At 65.9% G+C, this 26,488-nt stretch carries 25 protein-coding genes; 16 read left to right on the top strand and 9 right to left on the bottom strand.

Going from position 1 to position 26,488, the window contains the following annotated elements; all coding sequences use genetic code 11:
• The first annotated feature begins 125 nt into the window (after positions 1-125).
• The 4 genes from cysS (at position 126) to B8446_RS07665 (ending at position 4,245) form a co-directional block, all read left to right on the top strand.
• Positions 126-1,481 carry a cysteine--tRNA ligase gene (cysS, locus tag B8446_RS07680; protein WP_048848757.1) on the top strand — a complete coding sequence of 452 codons (1,356 nt, stop codon included), beginning with the start codon at positions 126-128 and terminating at the stop codon, positions 1,479-1,481.
• On the top strand, positions 1,478-2,263 hold the full coding sequence (locus B8446_RS07675; RefSeq protein ID WP_084712183.1) for an RNA methyltransferase: 786 nt from the start codon (positions 1,478-1,480) through the stop codon (positions 2,261-2,263). The genes cysS and B8446_RS07675 overlap by 4 nt, the downstream gene beginning before the upstream one ends.
• Before the next feature lie 6 nt (positions 2,264-2,269).
• Positions 2,270-2,662 (top strand): SMU1112c/YaeR family gloxylase I-like metalloprotein, encoded by a 393-nt coding sequence (gene gloA2 / locus B8446_RS07670; RefSeq protein WP_048848755.1) that lies wholly within the window; start codon positions 2,270-2,272, stop codon positions 2,660-2,662.
• A gap of 296 nt (positions 2,663-2,958) precedes the next feature.
• Positions 2,959-4,245 (top strand): Hsp70 family protein, encoded by a 1,287-nt coding sequence (locus tag B8446_RS07665; RefSeq protein ID WP_048848754.1) that lies wholly within the window; start codon positions 2,959-2,961, stop codon positions 4,243-4,245.
• On the opposite strand, the gene B8446_RS07660 is transcribed toward B8446_RS07665, so the two are convergent.
• Together B8446_RS07660 and gltX are read right to left on the bottom strand one after the other, a co-directional pair.
• Complete coding sequence (locus B8446_RS07660; protein WP_048848753.1) at positions 4,227-5,045, bottom strand: alpha/beta hydrolase; 819 nt, start codon at positions 5,043-5,045, stop codon at positions 4,227-4,229. The genes B8446_RS07665 and B8446_RS07660 overlap by 19 nt on opposite strands.
• Positions 5,042-6,376: a glutamate--tRNA ligase gene (gltX, locus tag B8446_RS07655; RefSeq protein WP_048848752.1), complete on the bottom strand. Its 1,335-nt coding sequence runs from the start codon at positions 6,374-6,376 to the stop codon at positions 5,042-5,044. The genes B8446_RS07660 and gltX overlap by 4 nt, the downstream gene beginning before the upstream one ends.
• A gap of 68 nt (positions 6,377-6,444) precedes the next feature.
• Between gltX and B8446_RS07650 the strand changes: the two genes are divergently transcribed.
• The 3 genes from B8446_RS07650 to B8446_RS07640 all read left to right on the top strand — a co-directional run bounded on the left by B8446_RS07650 (position 6,445) and on the right by B8446_RS07640 (position 9,621).
• Positions 6,445-6,852, top strand: a complete 408-nt coding sequence (locus B8446_RS07650; RefSeq protein ID WP_048848751.1) for a VOC family protein — start codon at positions 6,445-6,447, stop codon at positions 6,850-6,852.
• A gap of 290 nt (positions 6,853-7,142) precedes the next feature.
• Positions 7,143-8,108 carry a ribokinase gene (locus B8446_RS07645; RefSeq protein ID WP_241767689.1) on the top strand — a complete coding sequence of 322 codons (966 nt, stop codon included), beginning with the start codon at positions 7,143-7,145 and terminating at the stop codon, positions 8,106-8,108.
• A gap of 202 nt (positions 8,109-8,310) precedes the next feature.
• A complete protein-coding gene (locus B8446_RS07640) occupies positions 8,311-9,621 on the top strand; it encodes a S41 family peptidase (RefSeq protein ID WP_048848750.1) in 1,311 nt (436 codons plus the stop codon).
• A 17-nt stretch (positions 9,622-9,638) separates the two neighbouring features.
• On the opposite strand, the gene B8446_RS07635 is transcribed toward B8446_RS07640, so the two are convergent.
• The 4 genes from B8446_RS07635 to alkB form a co-directional block, all read right to left on the bottom strand.
• Positions 9,639-10,067, bottom strand: a complete 429-nt coding sequence (locus B8446_RS07635; protein ID WP_241767688.1) for a hypothetical protein — start codon at positions 10,065-10,067, stop codon at positions 9,639-9,641.
• 34 nt (positions 10,068-10,101) lie between these two features.
• The gene (locus tag B8446_RS07630; protein WP_048848749.1) at positions 10,102-11,298 is read right to left on the bottom strand and encodes a nicotinate phosphoribosyltransferase; all 1,197 of its coding nucleotides are present in this window, start codon (positions 11,296-11,298) and stop codon (positions 10,102-10,104) included.
• 43 nt (positions 11,299-11,341) lie between these two features.
• Positions 11,342-12,730 carry a class II 3-deoxy-7-phosphoheptulonate synthase gene (locus tag B8446_RS07625; RefSeq protein ID WP_373277137.1) on the bottom strand — a complete coding sequence of 463 codons (1,389 nt, stop codon included), beginning with the start codon at positions 12,728-12,730 and terminating at the stop codon, positions 11,342-11,344.
• Between the two features lie 130 nt (positions 12,731-12,860).
• Positions 12,861-13,499, bottom strand: a complete 639-nt coding sequence (gene alkB, locus B8446_RS07620; RefSeq protein ID WP_199484069.1) for a DNA oxidative demethylase AlkB — start codon at positions 13,497-13,499, stop codon at positions 12,861-12,863.
• Between the two features lie 196 nt (positions 13,500-13,695).
• Here alkB and B8446_RS07615 point away from each other — a divergent pair, with 196 nt between their 5' ends.
• The 4 genes from B8446_RS07615 to B8446_RS07600 all read left to right on the top strand — a co-directional run bounded on the left by B8446_RS07615 (position 13,696) and on the right by B8446_RS07600 (position 17,288).
• The gene (locus B8446_RS07615; RefSeq protein WP_048848746.1) at positions 13,696-14,100 is read left to right on the top strand and encodes a hypothetical protein; all 405 of its coding nucleotides are present in this window, start codon (positions 13,696-13,698) and stop codon (positions 14,098-14,100) included.
• A gap of 10 nt (positions 14,101-14,110) precedes the next feature.
• Positions 14,111-14,905 carry an MOSC domain-containing protein gene (locus tag B8446_RS07610; protein WP_048848745.1) on the top strand — a complete coding sequence of 265 codons (795 nt, stop codon included), beginning with the start codon at positions 14,111-14,113 and terminating at the stop codon, positions 14,903-14,905.
• Positions 14,895-16,289 (top strand): hypothetical protein, encoded by a 1,395-nt coding sequence (locus B8446_RS07605; protein ID WP_048848744.1) that lies wholly within the window; start codon positions 14,895-14,897, stop codon positions 16,287-16,289. The genes B8446_RS07610 and B8446_RS07605 overlap by 11 nt, the downstream gene beginning before the upstream one ends.
• Positions 16,290-16,466: 177 nt before the next feature.
• Positions 16,467-17,288: an alpha/beta fold hydrolase gene (locus B8446_RS07600; RefSeq protein WP_048848845.1), complete on the top strand. Its 822-nt coding sequence runs from the start codon at positions 16,467-16,469 to the stop codon at positions 17,286-17,288.
• Positions 17,289-17,303: 15 nt separating this feature from the next.
• Here B8446_RS07600 and gorA read toward each other — a convergent pair whose 3' ends face one another.
• Both gorA and B8446_RS07590 read right to left on the bottom strand, forming a co-directional pair.
• Positions 17,304-18,734: a glutathione-disulfide reductase gene (gene gorA / locus B8446_RS07595; RefSeq protein ID WP_048848743.1), complete on the bottom strand. Its 1,431-nt coding sequence runs from the start codon at positions 18,732-18,734 to the stop codon at positions 17,304-17,306.
• A gap of 11 nt (positions 18,735-18,745) precedes the next feature.
• Positions 18,746-19,621 (bottom strand): ferredoxin--NADP reductase, encoded by an 876-nt coding sequence (locus tag B8446_RS07590; protein ID WP_048848742.1) that lies wholly within the window; start codon positions 19,619-19,621, stop codon positions 18,746-18,748.
• Positions 19,622-19,849: 228 nt separating this feature from the next.
• On the opposite strand from B8446_RS07590, the gene B8446_RS07585 reads away from it, so the two are divergent.
• The 5 genes from B8446_RS07585 to B8446_RS07565 are packed head-to-tail and all read left to right on the top strand — an operon-like array spanning position 19,850 to position 25,588.
• Complete coding sequence (locus tag B8446_RS07585) at positions 19,850-20,836, top strand: ABC transporter substrate-binding protein (RefSeq protein WP_048848741.1); 987 nt, start codon at positions 19,850-19,852, stop codon at positions 20,834-20,836.
• A gap of 4 nt (positions 20,837-20,840) precedes the next feature.
• Positions 20,841-21,560 carry a M24 family metallopeptidase gene (locus tag B8446_RS07580; protein ID WP_048848740.1) on the top strand — a complete coding sequence of 240 codons (720 nt, stop codon included), beginning with the start codon at positions 20,841-20,843 and terminating at the stop codon, positions 21,558-21,560.
• 4 nt (positions 21,561-21,564) lie between these two features.
• Entirely contained in the window at positions 21,565-22,350 is a 786-nt protein-coding gene (locus tag B8446_RS07575; protein WP_048848739.1) for an ABC transporter ATP-binding protein, read from the top strand.
• A complete protein-coding gene (locus B8446_RS07570; protein WP_048848738.1) occupies positions 22,347-23,171 on the top strand; it encodes an ABC transporter permease in 825 nt (274 codons plus the stop codon). The genes B8446_RS07575 and B8446_RS07570 overlap by 4 nt, the downstream gene beginning before the upstream one ends.
• Positions 23,171-25,588 (top strand): DEAD/DEAH box helicase, encoded by a 2,418-nt coding sequence (locus B8446_RS07565; RefSeq protein WP_084712162.1) that lies wholly within the window; start codon positions 23,171-23,173, stop codon positions 25,586-25,588. The genes B8446_RS07570 and B8446_RS07565 overlap by 1 nt, the downstream gene beginning before the upstream one ends.
• Before the next feature lie 80 nt (positions 25,589-25,668).
• Here the strand turns inward: B8446_RS07565 and B8446_RS07560 are convergent, their stop codons facing one another.
• Positions 25,669-26,055 carry a response regulator gene (locus B8446_RS07560; RefSeq protein ID WP_048848736.1) on the bottom strand — a complete coding sequence of 129 codons (387 nt, stop codon included), beginning with the start codon at positions 26,053-26,055 and terminating at the stop codon, positions 25,669-25,671.
• Between the last annotated feature and the right edge of the window lie 433 nt (positions 26,056-26,488).

Genomic DNA, 26,488 nt, shown 5'->3' with positions numbered 1-26,488 from the left:
TATCTGTCGAAGCCGCCTGGTCAAGCACAGGCACCGCGACCGGCGGCGTTCCCGCCTGTTTTTCTCCGATCCGTCACACAAAGCGTTTGCGCGGGCGCGTTGGCTCGCGCATCTAATCGCACGCCATGACCACGACCCCGCCCGAAATCGTTCTTCACGACAACCATACACGACAGGCGCGCCCGTTCGTGCCGCTCGATCCGACGCATGTCCGTCTCTATTACTGCGGCCCCACGGTCTATGACTTCGCGCATATCGGCAATCTGCGCGCGATGCTCTGTGCGGACATCCTCGTGCGTCTCCTGCGGGCGCGTTATCCCCGCGTGACCTTCGTGCGCAACGTGACCGACGTGGACGACCGCATCACGGCGCGCGCACGTGCCAACGGCGAGGACATTGCGTCCCTCACCTCCCGCACGACGGACGATTTTCATAAGGATCTGGCAGCCCTCGGCGTGCTGCCGCCCGACATCGAGCCCCGCGCGACGCACCATATCGGCGACATGCTCGCCATGATCGGCGAGCTGATCGCAAACGGTCACGCCTACGAGGCGGAAGGCCACGTGCTGTTCGCCGTGCGCGCTTTCCCGGGCTACGGACAGCTGTCGGGCCGCAGCCTCGACGAGATGCTGGCCGGCGCGCGGGTCGAGGTCGCCCCCTACAAGCGCGATCCGGGCGATTTCGTGCTGTGGAAGCCCTCCGAGCCGGACCAGCCCGGCTGGGACAGCCCGTATGGCCGCGGTCGCCCCGGCTGGCACATCGAATGCTCCGCCATGGCGCATCGCTATCTCGGCGAGAGCTTCGACATTCATGGCGGCGGCGACGACCTGCTGTTTCCGCACCACGAGAACGAACGCGCGCAGTCGATGTGCTGCTTTCCGAAGGGGCGGTTCGCGAACGTCTGGATCCACAACGCGATGCTGCTGTCCGGCGGCGAGAAGATGTCGAAATCGCTTGGCAATTTCCACACGATCCGCGAGGTGATCGAACGCGCGCCTGCCGAAGCGCTGCGCCTGCTGTTCCTGAGCACGCACTACCGCTCCGTGCTCGATTTCACGTGGGACAAGCTCGACGATGCGCGGCGCACGCTGGACCGCTTCTACCGCGCGCTCGAACGCACACCCCCGATCAGCGATGCGCCCGTGCCCGAGGCAGTGATGGCAGCGCTCTGCGCCGACCTCAACACGCCGCTGGCGATCGCAGCCCTCCACCCGCTCGCCGACGCGGCCCTGGCAGGCGATGCGGACGCGTCGTCCGCGCTCAGGGCGGCAAGCGCCATGCTCGGCCTCCTGGGGCAGTCGCCGGATACATGGTTCCGCGCAGGCCTCGACGCACCACGGATCGAAGCGCTGATCGCCGAGCGTCTCGCCGCCCGCAAGGCGCGCGATTTCGTCCGTGCCGATGCGATCCGGGCCGAGCTTTCGGCTGATGGCATCCTTCTCGAAGACAATGCGGGCGGCACGACGTGGAGGCGCGCATGACCGGGCGCGATGGTGGCGCGGACCTGGCACCGATCGGGGAATTCTCGCCCGTCGTCATTCTCGTCCGCCCGCAGCTTGCCGAGAATGTCGGCACGACGGCGCGCGCCATGGCCAATGGCGGCCTGTTCCACCTGCGGCTCGTCAGCCCGCGCGACGGCTGGCCCCAGGAACGCGCCTGGTATGCCTCCTCGGGCGCGGACCGCATCCTTGACGCCGCGACCGTGCACGAGACGGTCGCCGATGCCGTCTCCGACCTGCAGCACGTCTATGCGACCTGCCCGCGCCCGCGTCATATCGTCAAGCCCGTGATGACGCCGCGCGGGGCTGCCGCCGAGCTGCGTGCCTGCGAGCGGCGGTCCTTGCGCACCGGCCTCCTGTTCGGGCCGGAACGCGCAGGGCTGGACAATGACGACATGGCCTGCGCCGACGCGCTGATCCGCTACCCGCTGAACCCCGGCTTCATGTCGCTCAATCTCGCGCAGGCCGTGCTCGTCATGGCGTACGAGTGGTGGATGTATGCCGATGATACCCCGCCGCGCACGCTGATGACGAACGAGACGCACGTCGCGACCAAGGGCGAGCTCGAGAACTTCATGGATCACCTGATCCGCGATCTCGACGCGTGCGGCTTCCTGCGCAACGAGCAGAAGCGTCCGGGCATGGTCCGCAACCTGCGCCACCTGTTCCAGCGTGGCGAGGTCACGGAGCAGGAGCTTCGGACATTGCATGGCGTCGTCAGCGAACTGTCGCATGGACGGCACGCACGACGCGGCGGGAAATAAGCGACGATGCTGCGCTCCATTCATCACGTCGCCATCATCGCGAGCGATTATGAACGTTCGCGCGCCTTCTATCGCGACATTCTGGGCCTGCACGTCATTCGCGAAATCTGGCGTGCCGAACGCCGGTCATGGAAATGCGATCTGGCGATCGGCGACAGCCAGATCGAGCTGTTTTCGTTTCCAGAGCCGCCCGCGCGCCCGAGCCGACCGGAAGCGCGCGGCCTGCGACACCTGGCTTTCGCGGTGGAGGATCTCGATGCGGTGGTCGCACGCCTGACCGCAGAGGGCGTTGCCTGCGAACCGATCCGCGTCGACGAATTCACGGGTGCGCGCTTCACGTTTTTCGAAGATCCCGACGCGCTTCCCCTCGAGCTTTACGAGCAGTTCGCTACGCCCTGAGGCGTGCGCCATCGCCTGGGCGAAGTGTCCGATCAGCCCACGCATCAAGACGGTGTCGGCGTGCCGCCAGCGCCGTCAAATCGTCATTCCCGGATCGTCCCCGCAGCCCGTCCTGACGGGCATGGCAGGAATAGCGCGCCAATCCGCGAAAGGCCTCGGACGATCCGGACGCTCGCCAGTCTCCGGCACGCATAGAGACAAGGCCTGTCATGAAACATGTGACAATCGGTCTGCGATCACTATAACGGCGCGCTCGCTTCCCCGATCCAGCCCACAATGCAGCAAGGCCGTCGTTCGTGAGTTCCCCCATTCATCTCGGCATCGATTTCGGCACGTCCAACAGCGTCGTGTCCATCGTCACGCCCGACGGTCAGACCAAGACACTCACCCTGCCCGTGGGCAGGGAAACCTGCCGGACGGTTCTGTGCCTCTGGCAGGAACAGCTACGCGGCAAGCTCGTCCTGCATGACGCGATCGGGGACGACGCGATCGAGGCCTATCTCGACGACCCGGCCGAAAGCCGGCTGATCCTGTCGATGAAGTCCTATCTCGCGCAGGCGTCCTTCCGCGAGACGCGCCTGCTCGGCCATCGCCTGACGCTGGAGGCGCTGATCGCGACGTTCCTGCGCCGCCTGATGGATGGCTTCGGCTTCGATCCCGCGCACGCCCACGCCACGGTCGGTCGACCCGTGCGCTTTGCCGGCGAACGCGCCGACGACGATCTGGGCGCAGAGCGGCTTCAGGCCAGTCTGGCGGAAGCCGGCTTTTCCGGCACGGCACTGGCTTATGAACCGGAAGCCGCCGGCCAACGCTTTGCCCGACGGCTCGAACGCCCGGCTGTCGTTCTGGTCGGTGATTTCGGCGGCGGCACGAGCGACTTTTCCGTCCTTCGGTTCGATCCGGCAGCCGAGCCGCGCGCACGGCCGCTCGGCCATGCCGGTGTCGGCATCGCGGGCGACCAGCTCGATTATCGTATTCTGACCAATGTCATCGCACCTCATCTCGGCATGCACGAGACCTATCGCGTCATGGGCGGCGCGCCACTGCCGGTGCCGGTCGAATGGTATGCCGATCTCGGGCGCTGGCACCGTCTTTCGCTGATGCGCAATCCACAGACGCTGCGCGCCATCGCGGACGTCGCCCGCACCGCGACGCACCCTGAAAAACTGCGTCACCTGATCCGGCTGATCGAAGACCAGCAGGCGCATGCGCTCTATGGCGCCGTCGCCCGAGCGAAAGCGGCCCTTTCCCGCGACACCGAAACCACGCTGCGCTTCTGCCACGCCGGCCTCGAGATCGAAGAGACCATCACGCGCGATGCATTCGAAGGCTGGATCGCACCGGACCTCGCCCGCTTTGCGACCGCGATCGACGACGCATTGGCCAGCGCCGGTTGTGCTGCCGCGGACATCGACCGCGTGTTTCTGACGGGCGGCACATCATTCGTGCCGTCCGTCCGCGCATTGTTCAGCCAGCGCTTCAGCGCGGACCGGATCGACACGGGCGGCGAGTTCGTGTCCGTGGCCGAAGGTCTGGCCCTGATCGGCGCCGAACGCGCTGCCGTTCAGCTGCCTTCGACGTAACGCGCGATGAAGCTGCGCAGGACGGCGTCCCCGCCCTGCTCCAGCACCTGCATGTGGCCGGCGTCCGGCGCGCACCAGATGACTTTCGGATCGCGCGCCGCCATGAAATCGGCGCGCCCCATGGCGGGCGGCACGGTGCGGTCGCGCGCGCCCTGAAGGATCAGCACGGGCGCCTCGACATGCGGCAGCAGGGCCCGGACCGGGAATTTTGACCGCAGCAGCAGTCCCGCCGGCAGATACCAGTACCGCTTCTGCGCAACGGCCGCGATGCTCGTGAACGGTGAGTCCAGTACGAGAGCCGCGACCTTCATCCGTGCGGCAAGCTCCGTTGCGACACCCGTTCCGAGAGAATGGCCATAAACCACGACGCGCGAGGACGCGACGCCGTGCTCGGCAAGGAACGCCATCGCGGCATCGGCATCACGTGCCAGCCCCGCGCCGCTCGGCACGCCGGGATTGCCGCCGTAGCCGCGATATTCCAGCGCCATCAGGCCGCATCCCGGAATGGCAAGCCGCGAGATCTGCGCGTGCAGCCCGTTCAGATTGCCGCCGTTACCGTGCAGGAACAGGATCGTGGGCCGCCCGGGATCGGGCGCGCGATACCAGGCATGCAGTGCCAGCCCGTCACTTGTCCGCACCGACACGACCTGAAGCCCCGCGAAGCCGCCGTCCGGCAGTTGTATCGCCGTGCGATCGGCTGGGAATTCGAGCGCGGTCTGCTGCGCATACAACGTGCCGACCACGCCGAGATACGCCAGCCCGCAGAGGGCGCCGCCGGCCAGTAACGCGGTCCGGATCACCCGCGCGCTGCCACCGCCAATCGTCCCGCTGTCCGGTCGCGCCCCATCAGCGGCAGCAAGGCATGAAGTTCAGGGCCGGATTCCTCGGCCGTGAGGGCCAGCCGCAGGGGCCTGAAGAGCACGCGTCCTTTGCGGCCCGACACGTCCTTGAGCGCTGCGATCCACGTCGACCACGTCTGCCCGTCCCAGGGCGCGGGCGGCAGCGTCTCGAGCGCCTGGGCGAGGAATGCGCCCTCTCCGTCCTGAACCGGCGGCGTGATGTCGCCATGCGTCACGTCCCACCAGTGCCGTGCCTCGGCCAGCAGATCGACGTTTCCCCGGATCGCGTCCCAGAACGTCGCATCCGCGCCTTCCGGCAGCCGGTCGCGCACCGCCTCGAACGGCGTCGCCTGCAAGACATGACGGTTGAGCGCCAGCAGTTGGCCCATGTCGAAACGGGCGGCCGATTTGGAGACATGCGCGAGATCGTATGTCTCGGCGGCCTCGGCGACGCTCATCGGGTGCGGATCCTCGGACGAGCCGATCCGCGAGAGATAGGCCACGACACTGTCCGCCTCCATGCCGTCCTGACGCAGGCTCTTCAATGACAGCGCGTCGAACCGCTTGGACAGCTTGCCGCCGCCCTGATCCAGCAGCAGCGGCAGATGCGCGAATCTGAAGCGGTCGGGCTTCGCCCCAAGGGCCTCGGCGATGTCGAGCTGAACGCCGGTGTTGGTGACGTGATCCTCGCCGCGCACGACATGGGTGATGCCCAGTTCCATGTCATCCACCACGGATGCCAGCGTATAGAGCACCGTCCCGTCCGCCCGGACCAGAACCGGGTCGGAGATGGCCGTCAGCTTGACCGAACTCGATCCCATGACGAGATCGTGCCATCCCTTGGCCCCGTCGCTGAGCTTGAAGCGCCAGTAAGGCACCTTGCCGTTGGCTTCGGCCTGTGCGCGCTGCTCGGGCGTCATGCGCAGCATCGCGCGGTCGTAGATCGGCGGCTTGCGCGCGCGCAGCCGTGCCTCGCGCTTGGCGGCCAGCTCGACCTCGCTTTCGAAACACGGATAGAGGCGCCCCGAGGCCTTCAGCTTTTCGATGGCGAGCGCGTAGCGATCGAGCCTGTGGGACTGATGCACGAACTCGTCCCAGTGCAGACCGAGCCATTTCAGGTCCGTCTGGATCGCCGTTTCATACTCGGGCTTTCCACGCGACAGATCGGTATCGTCGATCCGCAGCATGAACTGGCCGCCATGACGACGCGCGAACAGCGCATTGGCGATGGCGAGACGGGCGTTGCCGACATGAAGGTAGCCGGTCGGGCTGGGAGCGAAGCGCAGTTTCATGCCATGCCTTATGCCCTGCCACGCGCATGGGTGCCAGAGTACCGACGCGAGAGGAAGGAGCGAGACGGATGGCGATCAGGGGGATCAATCACATCACGCTCGCAACAGGCGACCTTGACCGCGCAATCGCGTTCTATCGCGATGCGCTCGGATGCGTCCTGCGTGCACAATGGGACAGCGGCGCCTATCTGGAGGCCGGCACGCTCTGGCTCTGCCTGTCATTCGACCCGAAGGCCCGCACCGCGCCGCATCCCGATTACACACACATCGCCTTCGACGTTGCCCCCGACGATTTTGCTGCCTTCGCGGCGCGTGTTGCGGTTCAGGCGCCAATATGGCGCGACAACCGCAGCGAAGGCGCATCGCTCTACATTCTCGATCCTGACGGGCACAAACTCGAACTGCATGTTGGCTCGCTGGACACCCGCCTTGCGGTGTATGCCGACCGTCCGGGCTACACGCTGTCTCCACGCTGATACCCACCTGAATGCGGACGCCACATGAACGCGCGCGTCGCCGGCAGAATGCACGTTGGCCAGACGGATCACCGTTCGAAGGCTGGGCCATGGAAAGGGAAATTTCGCAGATTCGCACGGAGAGTGCCGCCTAGCGGCAAGTCTCGAACAGGACACGCGCTGACATCGGCACACCGGGTGGACAATCCTGATCACGCTATCGTGCCGGATGCACACCAGCCGCTCAGGCCGTTGAAGATACGTGATAAATCGGCCAAGATCGCTGGATGCTGTTCGTTTCCGGACAGGTCATGACAATGGTACCGACCATGAACCCCGACATTCCGTCCCCACGCATTCTCTCCATCGGCAGCGTCAATATCGACCTGACCGCCTATTCCCCTGCCCTCCCCCGTGCGGGCGAGACCATTCACGCCACGCGCTACGCAACCGGTCTGGGTGGCAAGGGCGCCAATCAGGCCGCCGCCTGCGCACGGCTGGCAGGTGCCGCCTGTGGCGTGGCGCTCGTCGGACGGGTCGGCAAGGACGCGTTCGGGACACAGGCGCGCGAGAGCCTTTCGAAGTTCGGTACCGATTGTCGCTGGCTCTCGGATGATGCCGGGAACGGCACGGGCCTCGCCCTGATCGGGATCGACGCACGTGGCGAAAACTGCATCACCGTCATCGGCGCATCCAACATGGCCGTTGATGTCGGCGATCTCGACCGCGCGCAGGCGGCTATCGCCGGCGCGCGCGTCGTCATGCTGCAACTGGAAATCCCGATGCCCGCCGTCATCGAGGCGGCGCGCCGCGCGCGGGCAGCCGGCGCGATCGTTCTTCTCGACCCGGCGCCGGCACCTCATGACGGCCTGCCCGACGCGCTCTGGGCGGAGATCGACGTCGTCACGCCCAACGAGACCGAAACCGAGCGGCTGGTCGGCCTTCGTCCGCGCGACGCAGCGCAGGCGGCGGACGCAGGTGCCGCGCTGCGCGCGAAGGGGGCGCGGGCGGCTGTCGTCAAACTCGGAGCCAACGGCGTGTACTGGTGCGACGCGACCGGGAGCGGCTTCATACATCCGTTTGCCGTGACCGCGATCGATACCGTCGCTGCCGGAGACTGCTTCAATGCCGGGCTCGCGCTGAGCCTGAGCGAAGGGCGGCCCCTGGGTCAGGCCGTTCGCTTCGCCGCTGCCTGCGGAGCACTCGCCACGACGAAGCGAGGCGCCGCCGACGCAGCGCCCGAAAGAGCGGAAGTCGAGGCGCTACTGCTGACGTAGGCGACTGTCCGCCTGGCGTCCATTGGGGTCTGTCCGTTTCCGGGCAGACCGTTCGTTTCCGGACATGGTTCCGGATACGACATGAAGAGACGTTTTGTTGTCTCTGTGTTACGAATCGCCTCCTGAAAGGTTACACCAGTGGAACGGCGCGCCGCCTGAATAGCCGTCGCCTGGTCGGGAAACCTCTGGGGAGGAAACGAAGTTGGCGATTTCGGCACGCTGCTGCGCGGTCATTCTTGCAACACTCATCGGCAGCGCACGCGCCATGGCCGCCCCGGCCTGTCCGCCGCTGGACACGACTGATACCCTTCCCGCGCCAGAGCTGTCGCAGAAGATCTATGTGGCAACACGCCTCTATGACACGGTGGAGCGCTATTTCGCCCATGCCGAAGCGCTGCCGGACGCCTACGATTTCGATGCCGAATACAAGCGCTTCGTCACCGAAGCCATAGCTGCACGGACACGCGTGGCCTTCGATCTCGCGGCCATGCGGCTGCTCGGATCCCTGCGCAACGGCCACACCAGCTTCACCGACACGACACTGGCCTGCGAGCCTGAGCTGCCATTCCGCGCGGAAAAATTGGGCAATGACTGGGTCATTACGCGCTCGCAGCTCGACAATGTTCCGCCCGGCGCTGTCATCAGGCAGATCGATGACCAGCCGTTCGAGACCTGGGCTTCCGCCAGGCTGCCGCTCGTCCGCCGCAGCAACGACACCGAAAGCGAAAGCCAGCTATTCTCGACCGGGCTGATCTGGCCGGTTCGCTTTAGCCTGACACTGGCCGACGGTCGGAGTGTCCGCGTCGATCGCGTGCAGGCTCTCAAGACCCCATGGAAAGGCCTCTACACGCAACCCGAGGGGGTTCGTGTCAGCATGCTGCAAGGCGGGATCGTCCGGATCGAAATCCCGAGCTTCGACGATCCGAAATTCGAAGCCGCAGCCGTCGCGGCGGTAAAGGCACATGCTTCCGCACCGGCCATCCTGTTCGATGTGCGCGGCAACGGCGGCGGTTCAACCCCGATAGACCTGATCCATACGGTCCTCGAACATCCGGTCAGGGACATGATCGACGCCACGCCAGCCCATTTCGGAACGATCGAAGCATGGGCGGAAGCAGACGTTCCGACCTTCCCCCGGGCCATGCTGCGGACAGGCGGCGAGCCGCTTGAGCCGGACCATCCGGTCTTCCACGGGCGGGCCTATTTCCTCGCCGACCGGCACTGCGCTTCAGCCTGCGAGGATTTCATCACCACGATGCACAATGCACATCGTGGTGTGATCATGGGGGAGACGACCTATGGCAGCACGGGCCAACCCTACTTCGTGTCATTTCCCGATCTGGGCATGCGCTTTCGCGTCAGCACGCGACGCGAGTACTTCCCGGATTTCACGCCGTTCGAAGGAGTCGGGGTCCATCCGGACGTTCCGCTGCCAACGACTGTCGCCAGTCTTCGATCAGGGCATGACGAGGTTCTGGCACAGGCCCTGACGCGAATCGAACGGAATCGCTGATCCGGTCAGGTGACGTGTCAGAGTTCCTCCGGCTCGTCATCCTCGACCAGACGACGCGGGTCGAGCGCGCGCCAGTCGCGCTCCATCGGCGTTGCGATGTTGGCCGCGAAATCGTCCAGCTCGTTGGCCGATTTCCAGCCATCGTCGCCGGCATCGACCACTTCGGCGTCTTCGCCGAAGGAGAACCACGCCTCGATCACCTCACGACCCGCCGCACCGCCGACACGGCAGCGCTCGATGCTGTCGCGGACATAGGCACGGGCGAAGGCATTGGCATGCATCAGATCCTGGAAATCCTTGACCTCCTCGACCGTATCGCCTTCCGATGCACCGGACTGGTCGATGATGCGCACGACCCAACCACGATCGGACACGACGGGCTCGAAATCCTCGTCCGCATCAGGGCCGATTCCGGCATGGGCGTCATAGACGCGATCGTTGTTCATGATGGTTCTGCCTTGCTTGTCTCGAAACGCTGCGTCACGGGCGATTGCGTTCAGCCAGTGCGCGCAGCAGAAATTCACGACCGATCTTCACGCGCGGCTCGTCGTCATAGGCCACGATGTCCGCCGTGGCGTAGGTCTCGTGCCAGCTGTCCGGAATGAACGAGCCGGTGCCCACGACATCGACCGGTGCATGCGCGTCAGCCATGGCCGTGCATTTCTCGACGCCGAACCCGGACGATGCCACGATCCGAACCTGCGGAAAGCCCGCCTGGTCCAGCGCTTCGCGCAGGCGCCAGATTGCCGCCGCCGAAACACCGGTTCCGATCAGATGGCGCAGTTCGCGCTCGGATCGATAGCGGCGGATCGTGCCGGGCGTGTGAGCTTCCAGCACGGCATAGGAACTCTGCGGGTCGAGGCCTTCGAGGAACCGACCGCCATGCGTGTCGAGCCGCAGGCTGATCCGGCCTGCTGCCGCGAGATCGGGAAAGCGGCGGCAGACTTCAAGGCCGTCCGTGATTTCCCGGCCAAAATAATCGACCAGCACCACCAGCGGATCGTTCGGATAGACCTCCTGGTACATCTCCGCCGCCCGCAGCGTCGATCCCGCATAACCGATCAGGGCATGCGGCATGGTGCCCAGGCCACGCTCCATGCCGAAGAACGGCGCGGTCGCATCGTTCGCATTGCCGATGAAGCCCCGCGCGCCCTCGCGCCGGGCCGCGACGCTGCCGACCGATGCCGCATAGGCCATCAGTTCCTGCATTTCGAAGCCCGCGCAATGGCGCGCTTCCATCGCGAGAAACGCGACGTTCGGAAGCGCCATTGCCATCTGATAGGCGTTGTGGGCCGCGACACAGACCGACCCGAGGCGCTGCAGCAACAGCGTCTCGAGATTGGCCAGACGCGCAAAGGAGCCGGTCAGGTAGAGCAGCGGCTCACCGGCACCGACCCACGCGCCTTCCGCGTGCAGACGTTCGATCTCGATCGAAAAACCGCCCTCCGCCGCCACGTTTTCGAGCCATGCGGTCATGAGCCCCGTCGCCGCGACGACAGGCCGGCGAATGAACACGGCGTAGGTCACGCGGACATCGCCGAAGCGCTCGACGATCTCGCGCGTGCGGTTGAAGTAGGCATCCGTCCGTGCCGCGACCGTCGCCTCGTCGAGCGACTGATGCGGCCCGAACGCGGATGCGCGCAGCCATGCCTGATCCGGCGTCTTCCGATCCGTCATGCCCAGGCCTTCTCTCCTGTCATACGAACGGCCCGAGGGCCGTTCACGCACGCTCGACGCGCGCCCGAACCTGCTCGGTCAGTTCCTCGGCCAGCAGGAATGCCATCTCCAGCGATTGCTCGGCATTCAGCCGGGGATCGCAGAACGTCTCGTAGCGGTTGCCCAGATCATCCTCGGTCAGGCGATGGGCGCCGCCGACGCACTCGGTGACGTCCTGACCCGTCATTTCGATATGCACGCCACCCGGCGGGATGCCTGCATCCGCAAACACGGAGCAGAACCCGCGCACCTCGGCCACGATGGACTCAAAGCGACGGGTCTTGATCTTGTTGATGGTGGAGACCGTGTTGCCGTGCATCGGATCACAGACCCACGTCACCTTGCGGCCGAGCGCACGCACGCGATCGAGCAGCGGCGGCAGCAGGTCGTGCACGCGCTCGGCCCCCATGCGCGAGATCAGGGTGATGCGCCCGGCCTCGTCGCTCGGGTTGAGGATATCGAGAAGACGATCCAGATCCGCTGCATCGGTGGTCGGTCCGACCTTGATGCCGATCGGATTGCGCACCCCGCGCAGGAACTCGACATGCGCGCCGTCCGGCTGGCGCGTCCGATCGCCGATCCACACGAAATGCGCGGAGCAATCGTACCACTCGCCGCTCAGGCTATCCACGCGGGTCAGCGCCTGCTCGTACGGCAGGAGCAGCGCCTCGTGCGACGTGTAGAACTCCGTCTCGTCGATCTGGGGCGCGCGCTGCGACAGGCCGCAGGCGCCCATGAACGACAGCGTCTCGTCGATGCGCTGCGCCAGATCACGATAGCGCGCCGCAAGCGGCGAGCGCTCCACGAAGCCCAGATTCCAGCGATGCACCTCGTGCAGGTTCGCAAATCCACCCGACGCAAAGGCGCGCAGGAGGTTCATGACCCCGGCGGACTGGAAATAGCCCGTCTCCATCCGGTGCGGATCGGCCGCACGCGCGGCCGCGTCGAACGCCGGGCCATTGATGATGTCGCCACGATAGCAGGGCAGCGTGGTGTCGCCGATGGTCTCGGTCTCGGACGAGCGCGGCTTGGCATACTGGCCGGCCATCCGCCCGATCTTCACCACCGGAACCTTTGCGGCAAACGTGAGCACGACCGCCATCTGCAGCAGAACACGGAACGTGTCGCGGACGATGTCGGCCGTGAATTCGTCGAAGCTCTCGGCGCAGGCGCCACCCTGCAGGACGAACGCCTCGCCACGGGATGCCGCGGCAAGCTGGGCCTTGAGACGCCGCGCCTCGCCCGCGAAGACGAGGGGCGGATACCGGCGCAGACGCGCTTCCACGGCCTCAAGGGCGGCGGGATCGTCATAGCGCGGCATCTGTCGGACCGGATACCCGCGCCAGCTCGCAGGCGTCCAGGCCGCGCGCTGTGCTTCGTCACGGGAATCGATGGTCACGGTCGTCATCCTTTATCTCTGTCCGGCACGCCTCTCGTGCCGGGAACCGGGTCTTATGGCGAACTTTGCAGGGCCGCGCAAAGAGCGCGGCACAACAAATCCGGGCCGGCGGCCGTCTATCGCTTCAGCCGCACGCCCGGAAGGTCAGATTGTAGCGCACGCCATCGCCGAAGCCTGGGCTGCGTGGCGCGCCGACGCCATGGAAATACAGTCTCGACGGCCCGCCCCACACGACCACGTCTCCTCCCATGAGGAGCACGCGCTGGCAAGGATCCGACCGGTTCGGCCCGCCGAACGAGAAGATCGCCTTCGCCCCGATCGAGACCGAGACCACCGGCGCATCCACCCTGTTTTCGTCGCGATCCTGATGCAGGCCCATCCGGGCGCCGGGTTCATACCGGTTGATGAGGCATCCCTGCGGCGCAAAACTTGCATAGCCCGCAGCCTCGGCCGCGGACACGGCAAGGTCGAGGAACATTACCGGCATCTTCGGCCAGGGCCGGTCCGTCGAAGGATCGGTCTCGACATAGCGATAGCCCGCGGCATCCGAATACCAGCCGACGTCGCCGCAGTTCGTCATCCCGACCGACATGCGCCCGCCACCGGGCGTTGCGAGATGGCGAAACGGCGCGGCGCGCGCAATGCGCTCGATATGGGCCAGCAGGGCCGGCTCGAGCGGGGCCGCAAAGCCCGGCATGTGCACGGCGCCGGGTGCGAGGGGCCTGGACGCGGTATCGTCCGCAGGCTTGAACAGATCGTCCATGCGCATCCTCCCTGATCAGGGCGCACCCCCGGTCGGCGGGACCGACCATCGGGCCAGTACTGCGAGAATATGCTGGCAGCACTGCCTCGAATATGGGATGTCGCCCGTTAGGCGAAGGGCATGCCGCAAGGTTGTCCCGCACGCCAAGTCTTTTCATCACCGGCGACCCCGCCGCCACATCAGGACACGGAAGGCCATGCCGATGATCCGCCACCGGTATAATGCCGCCCGCGCCGCTCTTCTCGCCGTGACGGCCATGGGCTTTGCGGGCGCGGCATACGCGCAGAGCCTGCCCTACACGGCAGGCGACCACGCGGCGCAGTCGACCAACACGCAGGGCCAGGACAACAGCGTCGAGCATGCGGGCCCGGGCGAGCACTACACCGCCCACGGCAAGCACAATCTGCCGCCCGGTTATCAGGACACGCCGTCCAACGACATCAACCACGGGCCGGACCCGGATCATCTCTCGACGATCCAGCGCGACCCGGTGACGGGCGCCAATCTGACCAAGTTCGGCTCGTCCTATACCAACAGTTCTCCGACCCAGCAGGGCTCTCTTGGAGATGCGACGGGAAACGGCTGGGTCGCACCGCGCTGATCCGACCCGCATGATCGTCTCGTCCCTGCGGCGCTATCCGGTCAAAAGCCTCGGGTGCGAGCTGCTCGATACAGCCGTGCTCGAGCCTCAGGGCCTGCAGTTCGACCGGCGGTGGGTTCTGCTGGACGAAGCCGGCACGATCCTGACCCAGCGTGAAGTTGCCACGATGGCGCTGATCGACGTCCACGCGAGCGCGGACGGGCTGCATTTTCCGGACCTTCTCGAAAACGCGGTGCCATGGCCTGAAGGCCCCCGGGATTGCGAAGGTTCGCTCTGGGGCACGCCTCACGCCCTGCGGCTGGCCGATGCTAGCGTGTCCGACACGCTGAGCCGGCAGCTCGACAAGCCGGTGCGCCTCGCCTTCCAGTGCGACCCGCAGGCCCGGCGGGCCCGTTTCGATGGCGGAGACAGCGCCGTCAACCTTGCCGACGACCTGCCGCTTCTCATCACGACGGAAGCCTCGCTCGAGGCACTGAACAGCGAGCTGTCGAACGGCGTTCCGATGGATCGTTTCCGGCCGAACATCGTGATCGCCGACACGCCGGCGTGGGATGAGGATCACTGGCTGCGCCTGCGCGTCGGCGGCTGCATCCTGCGCGTCACGCAGAAATGCACCCGCTGCATCATCGTGACGATCAATCCAAAGACTGCGCGGCGTCCGAACAAGACCGAGCCGCTGCGCACGCTTGCCCGCCTTCGCAAGCATACCGGTGCGCCGACGTTCGGCGTGCAGGCCGTCATCGAGCAGACGGGATCAATCTCCGTGGGCGACACGTGCGAGATTCTCGAACGTCATGGTGACTAGACCGGCGGCGCCGGGCCATCTCCTCAAGCTGCTTGCCCGGGGCGCGGTCGCAGGCATGGCCGTAATCGTCCTTTGCTCTTACGCACGCCTGTTGCCGGCAGGACATTGGCAGGGCGACGAATTCGGCATGCTGCACGCGATCCAGCGCGTCGGCATCCGCTATCCCTTCGACCGGATGGTCGGCGCCGAGGTCACCGGGCGCAGTCCCCGTCCGTTAAGCGAGATTCTGGACTGGGCCTACATGCGCACGGCGATGGTCGTCGGCCGTCCACTGATCCCCGAAATTCTAGGCCTGCTCTGGTTCATAGCCGTGGTTCTCGCCGTCGCAATACCGGCGCTCCGGCGCGACGGACGGGGCGTTGCAACGGGTCTGACCCTGCTGGCACTCGCACTCATGCTGCGCGAACCCGGAGAAGCGTTCTACTGGCCGGTCGGCGCCTGCGCCTATGTGCCGATGATCGGAGCCGTCATCGGCGCGACCGTGCTGCTGAGGGGACCGCTTCGTTCATCGTCCGATCTGTGGCGGCTTGCAGCACTTCAGATCGTGGCGGCCTGCAGCAACGAGATCGGTGCGACGGTAGCCCTTGCCTGGAGCGGCCTGGCCACCGCCCTGACATGGCGCCGCCCTGTCGCTCGGCTCCCGCTCATCGTGCCCGGGATCGTGGGAGCCGTCATATGCGGCCTGACCTGGTTCGGACGAATGCAGGACGCGAGCGAGGTCTGGGCTCATACGCCCTATGCCAATGCGACCGGCGCCAGCCTGCTGGGCGCGCTGCCGATTCTCGGACGGATCTTTCTGAACGGCCCGGCGCTGGTTTCGGGACTTGCGCCGAACATGTGGATTGGCTCGGCCATGCTTCTGGCGGGCGTTGTCCTGTTCGCACGCGGGTCTGACAATCCGGCGCCCGATCGGCGGCTGGCTTTCGCATGGGGCGGCGCCATGATCCTCGGCGCATGGCTGTCCATCGCCGCGGCCCTGCGCGCATTCGGCATGTATTGCTGCCAGCGGCATACGACGGTGCAGGAAACGCTCGTCCTGCTCTCCGTCGCGACGCTGGCAGGGCTGCTGCCGCTGGCGCTGTCCCGCACGCGCGCAGTTCTGCTGGCCTGCGGCATGGCATTTCTGCTGAACGTTCGCGCTGATGGGCTGCGGCAGTCCGCAGCGGCAATCCCGGCAATCGAGCAGGTCCGTGCACAGAACTGGGCTGCGTTGAAGAGCCCCGGTTCGACGGTGCGCTTCATTGCGTCACACGGCACACCTGTCGCCAATGGAAACGGGCTGCACGAGGGCATCTTTCACCGAGGCGATCCGTCGACGCCCTGGGATGCGCAGGCGATCCTCAATGGTTTCGGCAAGGACATGGTGACCGTCGTCGTTCCCTGACGCGCTCTCTGCCAGCTCCGCGCCAGAGCGCGCCCGCGCGATACTTCTTCCGAGCAAGAGTGCCGGGACCATGGCGAGTGACTGCCAATGTTGCCGGCGGCATCATGGTGCGAGGGAACCTCGATCGCGGCCTTCGGTTAATCCCGGACCAGACATCTGATGACGGAGCCGCCAGACATGCCTTCCATCCAGACCCGCGACGGGGTCAATCTGCACGTCAAGGACGCAGGCACCGGCGCGCCCGTCATCCTCATCCACGGTTGGCCGCTGACGGGCGACATGTGGGAATACCAGACCGTTGCCCTGCTCGAGGCAGGGTATCGCGTCATCACCTATGATCGCCGCGGTTTCGGCCAGTCCAGCCATCCGATCGGACCGTACGACTACGATACGTTTGCCGACGATCTGGCAACCGTGATCGAGGAACTCGATCTTCAGGGCACGACGCTCGTCGGATTTTCGATGGGTGGCGGTGAAGTCGCGCGCTACCTGTCCCGTCACGGGGCCAGCCGTATTGCGCGCGTCGCCCTCGTGGCCTCGGTCGTGCCGTTCCTTCTCAAGACCGATGACAACCCGGACGGCGTGGACCAGAGCGTGTTCGACGGGATCGACAGCGCGATCCGCAAGGACCGCTTCGCGTTCCTGACCGATTTCGCCAAGCAGTTCTACGGCGTCGGCATGCTGCGCAAGCCCGTCAGCGATGCCCTGCTGAACTGGAGCTTCATGCTGGGCATCATGGCGAGCCCGATTGCGACACTTGCTGCCGCGAAAGCATGGTCTACGACGGATTTCCGCCCGGACCTGGCAGCGTTCACGGTCCCGACGCTCGTGATCCACGGATCGAGCGACGCAGCCGTGCCGGCGAACGTCACCGGCAGACGTGCAGCCGAGGCGATCTCGGGTGCGCAATATATCGAATACGAAGGCGCGCCCCACGGGCTCTTCGCGACAGAGCCCGACCGCCTCAACCGGGACCTGCTGAACTTCCTGCGCGGCTGACCGACGAGGGCCGCGTCAGGATGCGGCCCCACGCTGCGGCACATGCCGCGTGGGGCTGCGCATCGTGACCAGTTCCTCGGCGGAGGTGGGGTGGATGCCGATCGTCCGGTCGAAATCGTGCTTCGTCAGCCCTCCGGTGATGCAGATTGCCACCGCCTGCATGACTTCCGCCGCATCGCCGCCGATCATGTGCGCGCCGACAACGACCTGATCCCGCGCGCGCACGACCAGTTTCATGAACACCTTGGTCTCCCGACCGGAAATCGTCTGGCGCAGCGGCGTGAACGATGTCGAGAATATCTCGATATCGTCCCCGGCAGCAGCCTCGTCCTCGGTCAGCCCGCAGCTCGCGAGCGCCGGCGTGAAGAACACGGCCTTGGGCGTCGTATCGAACGACCAGGCCCGCTGCTTTTCGCCGAACAGGTGCTCGGCCAGGATATGCCCCTCGGCAATGGCCGTGGGCGTCAGGTTGTGACGGTCCGTCACGTCACCGATAGCGTAGAGGCCCGGCCGATTGGTCTGGCTCGCCTCGTCGACCGCGATGCGCCCATCCGGCAACGCCACACCGAGGGCCTCCAGACCAAGGCCGCCGATATTGGGCTTGCGCCCTGTCGCCAGAAACACGCAGTCGGTCTCGATGACGCCACCGTTATCGAGGACAACGCGATAGCCTTCACCGTCCTGTGCGATCTCGACCGGCGACGCTTTCGGATGGGCGACGATTCCCCGTCCCGGCAGCATCTCGGCCAGGTGCGTGCGCAGTTCGTCATCGAAGCCGCGCAGGGGTCTGTCCTGGCGGTAGACGAGATCGACATGCGACTCGAGACCCGCGAAGATGCTGGCGAATTCGACACCGATATAGCCGGACCCCACGATACATACGCGCTCGGGGCGCTGCGGCAGGTGGAAGGCGTCGTCCGAGACGATCGCGTGCTCAGCGCCTGCGATGGGCGGGCGGACCGGATGCGATCCCGTCGCGATCACGACCCGGCGCGCGCGGACCGACTGCGGCGCGGCGTCGGGTGCCAGTGGCGACGGTCCGATCTCGAGCGAGAATATACCGTCCGCATCGACACCGTTGATCGTCGCGCGGCCCGTGTGGAGAGCGACCCCCGCCTTGCCCAGCATCTTCACATAGATGCCGTTCAGGCGCTCGATCTCGCGATCCTTCGCGTCAATCAGCCGGGTCCAGTCATGTTCTCCATGAGCCGCGTCCCAGCCGTAAGCCACCGCATCGTCGATCATGTCCGGATATTCGGACGCATAGACCATGAGCTTCTTGGGCACGCAGCCCAGATTGACGCAGGTCCCGCCCCAGTGCCGGCTCTCGGCGATGCCGACCGAGGCTCCATGCTGGGCCGCGATCCTGGCGCAGCGCACACCGCCCGAACCGGCGCCGATGACAAAGAGGTCGTAAAGCGGGGTATCGGAGGAGGTCTGCGCCATGATGGAGGTCCTTATTTGTCGACGAAGGCTTTTTCGATGACGTAGGCACCCTGGTTGTTCATGTTGCCTTCGTCGAACCCGCGCGAGACGAGAAGCTTCTCGGTATCGGCCAGCATTTCGGGGCTCCCGCAGATCATGACGCGGTCATGTTCCGGATCCAGCGCATCGATGCCGAGATCGGCGAAGATCTTGCCATTCTCGAGCAGGGTCGTGATCCGGTCGGTGACCGCGAATTCCTCGCGGGTGACAGCGGGATAATACTTCAGCTTCGCGGCAACGTCCTCGCCCAGAAACTCGTGCTGCGGCAGTTCGTGACGGATGTGGTTGGCATAAGCCAGCTCACCCGAAGTCCGCACGGTGTGGCTGAGGATGACGTTGTCATAGCGCTCGTACGCCTCTGGGTCCTTGATCAGCGACATGAACGGCGCGAGCCCGGTGCCGGTTGCGAGGAAGTAGAGATTGCGGCCGGGGCGCAGGTTGTCGAGCAGCAGCGTGCCGGTCGGCTTGCGCCCGACGAGCACCGTGTCGCCTACTTTCACGTGGCGCAGGCGCGACGTCAGCGGCCCTTCCGGCACGGCGATGGACAGGAACTCGAGCTGGTCCTCGTAGTTCGCTGAAGCGAGCGAATAGGCGCGCAGGAGCGGCTTGCCCTCGACCTCGATCCCGATCATCGCGAACTGGCCGTTCTCGAAACGCAGGGAGGCATCGCGCGTGGTCGTGAAGCTGAACAGCCGGTCGGTCCAGTGATGGACGGACGTCACCTTGCAGGCCTGCAGATGACCGTATTCCTTGGAAGGCGCACCGAGACGGTACTGGCCCGGATGCCCTTCATACGGCACGAGGCCGGTAAGCGGCGTATCGAGTACGGGGAACGCGACATCTGACATCAGGCGACACTCTCTGCTGCTGGCGTTGGCGCGCAAAGGCGCGTGGACAATGGCCCCATGTGAACGTCCTGGTACGGACCGGACCGGATCGATGGTTGGGCGTTCTAGAACATCGGACGGATTACGCAAACACTTCGGTGCATCTGCCAAACCCCGAAAGGTTGCGCAGGCGGAACGCTCGGACTACAGGGAATGTTGTCTTCATACAGTGCGCGCGAAAGGAAACGGATGCGGACGGCCCGATTTCTGTCGCTGTTTCTGGGCCTCATGGTACTGTTCGATGGCACGCGGTCGCCTGCCGTGGCCGAGCCCCTTCATCCGGTCCGCCTCGTCTATTTCTGGCCCGTGCAGGGTTTCCTGCTCATCCCGATCGTGGTTGCACAGGCACAGGGGCTCTATCGGGCCCGCGGGCTGGACGTCTCCATCGTGCTGCCGCCGGACGCGCAGACGACGGCGCGCATGCTCGCAACCGGGCAGGCCGAAATCGGCATGGAGTCCCGCACGGACGTCATTTTCGCAGCGAACATCAGCCTGCCCCTGACCGCGATCGCCGGGTTCGACCAGCATAACAGCTGGTGCGTCGTCGGCCGACCGGGCCAGGCGATCGACCTTGGGCATCTGCGCGGCAAGACGATCGGCGTTTTCACCGATTCCTGGACCGCCGTGATGATGCATCTCCTGTTTGCCCGGAACGGCATCACGAACCCGGACGACGTGCAGCAGATCATCACGCAGTTCGAGGACCTGCCGCTCCTGCTGGCCGGGCGGCTCGACCTCGCGACCAACGTCGCCCCGTTCTCGGTCGCGGATTCGATTGCGGAAACAGGCAGGATGCCGTCCCTCGCCTGCCGCGACCGCACGGGCGTGCCCGATCTCCCGATCTGGGCCTACACCGCGTCTCCACGATGGCTCGCCGCCCATGGCGATGACGCCCGTGCGTTCCTGGCTGCCACGCACGACGCGACGGCATGGAGCATCAGCCATCCCGACGAAGCCGCCGCCCTGTTCGCGCGGACCTACCCCATGGTGGACAGCCCGCTCTACGACCGTGTCGGCTGGCACACCACGATCCCCTATCTGGGCGCGCTACCGGAGCTTCTGCAGCAAAGCGCGGTGTCATGGGCCGCCCTTGCCGGGGCGATGCACGACATCGGCGTGATCGACCATGTGCGCGATCCCAAGACCTATTTCACCAACGCCTATCTCCCGAGGTAACGCCATGCAGACTGTCCCGTGCCCCAGAATACCGACTGACCTCGATGCCTATCGCGCGGCCCAGGATATCGCGCGCACGGTCCTGCGGGACATTGCGGGCTTCATGACGCCCGAAAGTTCCGAAGCCAGCCTCCATACTGCCTGCCATGAGCTGATGCTGAAGCATGGGGCGTCGGGCTTCTGGGGCAACACGCCTGCCTTCGTTCTGGCCGGCGACCGCCTGCGCCTCTCGGTATTCGACAGCAGTTACACACCGTCGGAGACGCCGATCGGTCCCGATGCCATGGTGACGATCGACGTCGGCCCCCGGATCGGCACGATTTTCGGTGACAGCGCCCGCACATACTTTCTGCGCGGCGGTCAGGTGGTCGATGCCGAAACGGCCGGAACCGAACAGGCGGCCGGCATGGCATTGCAGCGGGCGCTGCATGCCGACTTCATCAAGATTGTCACGCCATCCATGACGTTTGCCGAACTCCACAGCATCATGGCCGCGAAGATCCGCGACGCAGGGTATGAAAACCTCGACCTGCTGGACGCCTATGGCCACAGCCTCGCCACCGACCCGGCCGACTTCGCGATCATCGATGCGAAGAACGCGCAGACGTTTGGCTCCGTCACCTATTTCACGTTCGAGCCCCACATCGCGCGGATCGGAAGCCCGCTCGCCTGCAAATACGAGGAAGTCTATTATTTCGAGGGCGACACGGTCAGGATGCTCTGACGCCATGCCCCATGCCCCGAAACTTGCAATCTGCAACGTCCGCCATGCTTTCGGCGCCAACCGCGTGCTCGATGACGTCAGCCTCGATATCGCACCGGGTGAGTTCGTCTGCATCCTCGGCGCATCGGGCTGCGGCAAGAGCACGCTGTTCAACGCGGTCTCGGGCCTGCTGCGGATCGATTCAGGCGCGATAACGCTGGACGGGACAGATATCATGGGGAAGCCCGGCTATGTCGGCTACATGCTGCAGAAGGATCTGCTGCTGCCGTGGCGTACGGCGCTCGACAACATCGTGCTGGGCGCGGCGCTGACACGGGGCGTGACCCGTGAGGACCGCGCGCAGGCTGCCGATCTGGCACGGCGATACGGGCTTGGCGAGTATCTCGATCACTATCCGGGCGCCATGTCGGGCGGCATGCGCCAGCGCATTGCGCTTATGCGCACGATCGCGGCCGGGCGGGAGCTGATGCTGCTGGACGAGCCGTTCGGCGCGCTCGACAGCCAGACCCGGCTTGCAATGCAGAAATGGCTGCTCGAGATCTGGTCGGGCCTGAAACGCACGGTCCTTTTCGTGACGCATGACATCGACGAGGCATTCTTTCTGGCCGATCGCGTCGTCGTCATGCTGCCGCGCCCCGGCCGGATCGCACGCATCCTGCATGTCGACCTGCCACGCCCGCGCGACATTGCCTGCATGGCATCGCCGGCATTCATGGCGCTGAAGGCCGAAGCGCTCTCCCTTCTTTATGGCGGCCCGGACCCGTCCGCATCCATGTCGGGTGCGGCGTGACGCGCGCCCATCCGCTGCTCGTGCGCTGCGGCTTCTGGCTTCTCGCCATGGGTCTCGTGCTCGCGCTCTGGCAGGCGGTCGTCATGATCGCGCACGTGCCGCCCTACATCGTCCCGACGCCGGTCGAGACGATCGCCGAACTGATCCGCCACGCGGGACAATCGGGCGCGCTGCTGTGGCAGACCTTCAGCGAGACGATCGCGGGGTATCTGCTGGGGGCTGCGATCGGCATCGTGCTTGCCGTGGCGATGTCGGAAATCCGGCTGTTCGGACGCCTTGCCTATCCGGCGCTCGTGACCTCCCAGGCCATCCCGATCGTCGGCATCGCGGCCCCGCTCGTGATCGTATTCGGCTTCGGCATGACGCCCAAGCTCATCATCGTTGCGTGGATCGTGTTCTTCCCGGTCGTCGTGAACGTCATGGACGGTCTTGCCCGCGTCGATCCCGACCAGATCAATCTCGCCCGTCTTCTGGGTGGCTCCGCCTGGCGCACGTTCCTGATCGTGCGTCTGCCGGCGTGCCTCGGCCCGCTGTTCTCCGGGCTGAAGATCGGCGCATCCTATGCGGTGACGGGCGCCGTCATCGGGGAGTGGACCGCATCGTCGAAAATGGGCCTGGGCACCTATCTGTTGTCCGCGAACGCGCAGATGAACACGGTCGGGGTCTATGGCGCGATGATGCTGATGACGCTGATCGGCGTCGGCTCGTTCTCGGCGCTGGTCGGCCTTGAATACATGGCAACCCCTTGGACCCATCGATCCACGGCACCGCGCTGGCTCACACGGTTGCGAGGCGCCCCCCGATCCGACCATAAGGAGTGATGGACGCCCTCTCCCCCGCACAGGTCGCAACCGACCGCGCACTCGCCGAAACCGGGCTCGACGCCGCCCCGCGTGAAATGCAGCGCCTGACCCGTCAGGTTGCCCGTCGCCTGACGCCGGGCGGCGAGGCCCGGATCGAACCGGATGCCTTCCGCGAGGTCCTGTGCGTCGTGCGTCGCAAGGGCTGGGCCACGCAGTTAATGAATGTCACCCGGCGCGCGGGCGAGGTCTGGATCGACAAGCCCGACATGGAGGCCGCCGCCGCCCGCACCATCGATCCCACGGCGGATGAGTATGCACTGCGGGCGATACTGGACGGCGTCGTGTTCGAGCGCCTGCGCACGCTGGGACAGAACGCACAGGACGCGTTCGACACGGTGCAGGCCGACCTGGTCGATTCCGGCCATGTGCTGTCGCCGCGTCAGCTCGACCTGCTGGCGCGCGCCGTCGGCACCGCATTCGGCGTGGATGACGACACGCTCGCCCGCAGCGCCCTGGCCCGGCAGGAAGCCGATACGGCAGCCCGCGCCGAGATCGAGACGCGGGCCGCCGAACGCCGCGCGGCCGAAAATGCGCGGATTTCCGCGTGGGAGCAGAGCCTCGTCAGTTTCGATGCGGTGCCGCGCATCCTGCATTGCAGTCCGCGCGAGGCCCTGCGCTGGATCGCGGAAAACCGCCTGCCCGTTACGCGACGCATTCCGCGTCCCGACGGCACGGAAGATTTCCAGTTCGATCCGGTCGAACTCAAGCGCCTGCGCACGCAGCTGCCGCTCTGGCGCGGGGTTATGCCGGATGCGAAACCGGGGCGCCGGGGTGGCGCGGATCTGCTGTCCCTCGTGCCGGAGACCGGCAGCGCCGGCAATGCCGCCGTCGCGCGCGTCGCAGCCCTCGATCGCTATGCCGCGCATTTCCGCACGGCCCGCGCGCTGAACCGGCGCATCACGCTGGTGACCGGTCCGACCAACTCCGGCAAATCCTATACCGCGCTCAACGCTTTGGCAGAGGCCGAGAGCGGACTGGCGCTGGCGCCCCTGCGGCTGCTGGCGCACGAATTTCGCGAGGCACTGGCGGCACGCGGTGTCGCGGCCTCGCTCGCGACCGGTGAAGAGCGGATCACGGTGCCCGGCTCGCGCCATCTGGCCGCGACGGTCGAGATGTGTCCGCTGCACAATCCGGTCGATGTCGCGATCATCGACGAGGCCCAGATGCTGGCTGACCCGGACCGGGGCGCTGCCTGGACCGCAGCGATCATGGGCGCGCCCGCGCGGCACCTGTTCGTGCTGGGGGCTGCGGACTGCGTGCCGCTGGTGCGACGGATCGCCGAGCTGTGCGGCGATCCGGTCGACGAGATCTCGCTCGAACGCAAGAGCCCGCTGCGTGCGGCATCCGCGACCATCCGCCTGCACGAACTGCGCCCGGGCGATGCGCTGATCGCGTTCTCGCGGCGCGAGGTTCTCGACCTGCGCGCGGAACTGCTGACGCGCGGTCGGCGGATCGCAGTGGTCTACGGCGCGCTCAGCCCGGAGGTGCGTCGCGCGGAGGCGCAGCGCTTCAATTCGGGCGATGCGGACATCCTTGTTGCGACCGATGCCATCGGCATGGGCCTGAACCTCTCGATCAAGCGCGTGATCTTCACCAGCCTGCGCAAGTTCGATGGAACCCAGACGCGCGATCTCACGACGCAGGAAATCAAGCAGATCGGCGGACGCGCCGGACGCTACGGACTGCATGAGGACGGAATCGTGGGCGTGCTGGCCAATGCCGGGAGCCCGAATTTCATCCGCGCGATGCTGCATGCGCCGCCCGAGCCGATCACGGAACTGCGCCCGCTGGTGCAGCCCGACGCCGATATCGTGCGCGCGGTGGCCGACGAGATCGGATCCGAAAGCCTGTATGGTGTGCTGGCCCGAATCAAGCGCGCCGTGCTGCGGCCGGACGATCCCAACTACCGTCTCGCGGACATGGAGCAGGCCGTGGCGATTGCGGCAAACCTGGAGGGCGTGGACGGTCTCGACCTGTCGCAGCGCTGGACCTATGCCATGTGCCCGGTTGACGAACGGGACAACGGCATCGTCCGCCTGACGCACTGGGCGTCGGATCATGCAGCGGGTCGCAGGGTTCAGCCACCGGGCACCGGCCATCTCGTGGCCCCATCGCAGGCCAGCCGGCAGGAACTCGAGCGCGCGGAAAAGCGCCACAAGCGCCTCGTTGCATGGCGCTGGATGGCCCAGCGTTTCCCCGAGACCTACGCCGCGATCGACGACGCGGAAGCGAACACGGCCACGCTGAACGACTGGATCGAAGCCGTCCTGCGCCAGCACAGCCGCGGACGCGAACACAGGGAAGACAGCCGGGCACCGCGTTCGGGGCCGCGCAAGAGCGGCGGACGGGACAGGAGCAGCAGACGACGCGGCTGACATTCCGCCAGACGCGGGCTCAGACCACCGGTTCGGGACTGATCCGGTCAAACGGGCCATGAACATATGGCCCGACGACTTTACGCGGTGGCCGCTCCGCCGATCGCAGCCAGCACATGGGCCGGCTCATACGGTTTCGGCAGAAAGACCCCGCCCAGCGGCATGTCGCCGGCCTTCGGGTGCCGTGCACCGGACGTCACGATCACCTGGATGTCGGGATATGCCTCACGTACGGCTCCGACCAACCTGACGCCGTCCATGCCGATCGGCATGGATACGTCGGTGAAAAGCGTGTCGATCTCGGGATTGCTCTTGAGCAGGCGAAGAGCCGTGCGGGCATTCGGCGCCTGATGCACGCTATGGCCGGCTTCCTTGAGCAGTTCGACTGCAAGGAGGCGCACCAGCGCATCGTCTTCCACGACGAGGACGGTGCGCGGTGTCGCGCCAGCGGGTCGCCGTTCAGTCATTCTGCGCTCTTTTTCGTTGCCGTTCTCGGTCGAACGTCAGCGTGCCACCGAACGTTCATGGAGCGCGCAAAAAAGTTCGAAGAGCGCGGATGTTACGCGGAGGCGGCACTCAGATCCTGCAAAACGCCTCAGGATTATCGATCCAGCGAAATACAGAGGGCCGATCACCCGGAAATTCGGCGCACATCCTGCTATCTTGAGAGAGGCGGGTGCAGGCGCCTGCTCCATTCCGGCGAACTTTACGCCCCGAGATAAAGTCGGGTCGATCCGAAAGATCAGCCAGCCGGAAATCCCTGCGGGGCGCCTTGCCAAGTCAGACGCGCAACACATCAGGCATCTGAGGCTGGCGACGGCATCCGAACATGAGCTGCGTATTGCTCATACCAAGGAGCCTGCAGCGGCCCACTGGTTCCCGTCCATGCAAGGTGCACGG

Source organism: Tanticharoenia sakaeratensis NBRC 103193 (genome assembly GCF_000963885.1).
Taxonomy (GTDB): Bacteria; Pseudomonadota; Alphaproteobacteria; order Acetobacterales; family Acetobacteraceae; genus Tanticharoenia; species Tanticharoenia sakaeratensis.
The sequence above is the reverse complement of the archived record's forward strand: the minus strand, read 5'-3'. Positions and strand labels throughout refer to the sequence as shown.